General features: G+C 64.3%; 3 protein-coding genes. All 3 read right to left on the bottom strand.

The features are described 5' to 3' along the window. On the bottom strand, positions 1-1,874 hold a 1,874-nt coding region (locus EOA27_RS27265), incomplete at its 3' end, for a 3-hydroxyacyl-CoA dehydrogenase NAD-binding domain-containing protein (RefSeq protein WP_127257712.1). Positions 1,875-2,355: 481 nt separating this feature from the next. Further along, on the bottom strand, positions 2,356-2,946 hold the full coding sequence (locus EOA27_RS27260; RefSeq protein WP_126080545.1) for a hypothetical protein: 591 nt from the start codon (positions 2,944-2,946) through the stop codon (positions 2,356-2,358). A gap of 45 nt (positions 2,947-2,991) precedes the next feature. Then, positions 2,992-3,600, bottom strand: coding sequence for a TetR/AcrR family transcriptional regulator (locus EOA27_RS27255; RefSeq protein WP_126080546.1), 609 nt, complete (start codon positions 3,598-3,600; stop codon positions 2,992-2,994). Positions 3,601-3,649 lie beyond the last annotated feature (49 nt).

Here is a 3,649-nt window from a genome sequence, read left to right as displayed (position 1 = left end):
ACATCGATGTCGGACGCGCGGGCTGCTACCCCCTCCTCGAGAATCCGCGCACCTTCGTTGACCAAGGGATAAAGCGTGCGCTCGATGATTTCCTCCGCGCCGATCTCACGCCGGGCAATTCCAAGCTCCGCCGCCTTGGCGCGGATCAGTGCCTCCACATCCGGGTCCGCGACCGGCTCCCGCGCGCCGCTCTCATAGCGGTACCACCCACTTCCGGTCTTCTGACCGAAGTGACCCTGTTCGCACAGCGTATCAGCAATCACCGCCGTCTGGCCACGCGCCTTGCGGTTGCGCCAGCCGATGTCGAGGCCGGCGAGGTCGCCCATCTGGAACGGTCCCATCGGCCAGCCGAAATCGGTGAATGCCTTGTCGACCTGGGCAGGGGTGGCACCTTCCAGCAGCAGCGCTTCGTTCTCCGCCCCGCGCGCGGACAGCATCCGGTTGCCGACAAAACCGTGGCAGACGCCGACGACGACCGCGACCTTGCCGATGCGCCGGGCGAGATCAGTGACCGTCGCCAGCACCTCGGGCGCGGTCTTTTCGGCTCGCACGATCTCCAGGAGCTTCATGATGTTAGCCGGCGAAAAGAAATGCATGCCGAGCACGTCTTGCGGCCGTGACGTCGAGGCGGCGATTTCGTTCACGTCGAGATAGGAGGTGTTGGTGGCGAGGATGGCGCCGGGCCTGGCGATGGTATCGAGCTTGCCGAACACCTCCTGCTTGACGACCATGTCCTCGAACACGGCCTCGATGATCAGGTCGCAATCGGCAAGGTCGGCATAGTCGGTGCTGCCCTTGAACAGTTCGAGGCGCTTCTGCTTGGCCTCCTCCGTCAAAGAACCGCGGCTGACCGATACGGCATAGTTCTTCTCGATCGTCGCCAGCCCGCGCCCCAGCGCCTCATCGCTGGTCTCGAGCAAGGTCACCGGCAGGCCGCCATTGGCGAAGGCCATGGCGATGCCGCCGCCCATCGTGCCGGCGCCGATTATGCCGACGCGTTCGAGCCGACGCTTCTGCAGGTCCTTGCCGGGCACCTTCGCCGCCTCGCGCTCGGCGAAGAACAGATGCCGCTGCGCGCGCGACTGATCGCCGGCAACGAGCTTTTGGAAAAGCTGCCGTTCGGCGGCAAGCGCTGCGTCGAAAGACAAGGTGATGGCGTTGCGCACGGCCTCGGCGCAGGCGATTGGCGCTTCGAGGCCGCGCGCCTTCCTGGCGAGGTCAGCGGCCTGGGCGTCGAAGGTGGCAAGATCGGTCTCGGCGAGGCGGTCCTTGCGCTCACGCACCGGCACGAAGGGGCCGCCTCGGTTAGTCATTTCGTGGGCGAAACGAACGGCCTCCGCCGGCAGATCGCGGTCGACGACCGCGTCGACAAGCCCCGCCTTCGCCTCGCCGGCCGAAATCGGCGTTCCGGAAACGATCATGGCGAGCGCCTTCGCGGCGCCCACAAGGCGCGGCAGCCGCACCGTGCCGCCGCCGCCCGGCAAGAGACCGAGTTTTACTTCGGGCAGGCCGAGCTTGGCGCCGCGATCGGCGATGCGGAAATGGCAGCCGAGCGCCAGTTCCAGCCCGCCGCCGAGCGCCGTGCCGTGGATGGCGGCAACTGTCGGCTTGGGAATCGTTTCAAGCAAGGCGATGATGGCGCGTAGTTCCGGCTGCTGGACCGGCTTGCCGAATTCGGTGATGTCTGCGCCGGCGACGAAAGTGCGCCCGGCGCAGGCTATGACGATCGCCTTGGCGGCAGGATCGTCGCGTAGCGCGGCAAGCGCCTCATAGAGCGGCTTGCGGACATGAAAACTCAGCGCATTGACCGGCGGATTGTCGATGGTGACCACCGCCACGCCGTTGTCATTCGTGACGCTGACAGAACTGGACAAGCGGAACCTCCCGAGACCGGCTGCAATCGGAACACGGGTTTACTAGGCCGGCCCGTGAATGGAAACCCGAACCAGACTTGGCGCAATGGTTAGTTGAGAGCGGCTGGTTTCCCGACAAAGGGATTTTGAAAGGTTGGCTGCGTTTTGCGTTGGCAGGCGGTATGCGTTGGAGATTGGCAGAAACGTCCATCGCGATCGTCATTCCAGGGCGGAGCAGGAGCGAAGCTCCGTCGCGAAGACCCTGGAATCCATGCCGTTACCTTGATCCAAGAGCGCAGCGGAGCAGAATTCTGCACCGTGAGAGGCGCGCCTGCATAACGGCATGGATTCTATGGTCTGCGCCGCGTCGCATCGCTCCTTGCTCCGCCATAGAATGACGAAGTTGGGGCGGCTGCAGCCAATCCCCGGCGTTTGCGCTGATTTTCACGGGCGGCGGAAAATCGACACCAAGACAAACTTTCAAAAGCCCTGTGCAGCGCCACTAGTTATCCACCCGGCCGAAGGGCGGCACGTCGCCGATCACTTCGCGCTTGTCCTTGCCGCAGACGAAGGTCTTGGCTTTCTCATCCGCCAGCTTGCGCGCCTGATCGTTGGCCTGTGGGTTGCCGGTGGCCAAAACCAGGCCGACGGTGCAGCCCTGATGCTCTTCCGGTTGCGCGACCTTGGCGACGACCAGCACGTCGGTCGATTCCTTGTCGTCCTCGGGGTTGCTGACCGAGCGGCGATGGATGGCGGCGAAAGGGATGGCGATGTCGCCATTGGTCTCGATGCGCCATTCCACTTTCGGGCCTGAGCCGTTGAAGGCAGTGAAGCTCTCCCAGACCGCGGTCATGTCGTCGGACGGAAAGCCGTAATAGACGGATTCGCGCGCGTCGTCGTAGCCGATCAGCACCGGGTAGCCGCGATAGCCTGAGCAGACGAGGCTCGCCCAGTCGCCGTCGCCTTCCGCGGCCTGGGCATAGGTCACGCAGTCCTTCTTCGAATCGAGATCGGTGTAGGCGCTGGAGATGTCGCCGGCCTGGGCCGCCTGGCAGAAACCGGCAAGCGCAAGCGGGATCAGAAGGGCACGCATCGATGGCAACTCCGTTTCGAGCTGCCGGAAGCGTAACGCCGTCCGCTATTTCTTCAAGCTGGCTTCGATCAAGAGGTCGGCGTTGCGGGCGACCGACGCCGCCGGTCCGCCATGGCCGAAAAGCTGGCCGCTGATATAGGCGCCCTCGATGAGCAGCAGCAGCCCGTCGCCCAGCGTGTCGGAATCCGCCGCACCCATCGCGGCGGCCATGGCGCGCAGGCGCCGGCGCAATTCCTGCTTGTTGTTTTCGCTGACGATGCGGGCCGGGTGACCACGCTCAGGATATTCCACCGCCGCGTTGGTCATGCCGCAGCCGCGATAGTCCGGCTTTTGCGTGCGTTTGCCGACGCGGGTCAGGAAGGCGATGATCTGGGCGCGCTGATTGCCGGGATGTGCGTCCACCGCCTCGTCGAAGCGTTCCCAGAATTCGAGGTCGTATTTGCGCAGATAGGAGGCGGCGAGCTCATCCTTGGACGGGAAACTGCGATAGAGGCTGGGCTTTGTGACGCCGGCGCGCCTGACGATCTCGTCGACGCCGATCGCCCTGATGCCCTCGCGGTAGAACAGGTCGCGCGCCACGTCGAGAATCTTGTCGGCGGCCCTCGGGGCGGGGGCCGTGTTCAACGACGCTTCAATTTTATTGTCCGATGGCATGCAGACGACTCGCTTGACAATGTTACTGACCGGTACGTATGTATGGTGC

Origin of the sequence: Mesorhizobium sp. M2A.F.Ca.ET.037.01.1.1, from assembly GCF_003998075.1 — a bacterium.
GTDB lineage: Bacteria > Pseudomonadota > Alphaproteobacteria > Rhizobiales > Rhizobiaceae > Mesorhizobium.
The sequence above is the reverse complement of the archived record's forward strand: the minus strand, read 5'-3'. Positions and strand labels throughout refer to the sequence as shown.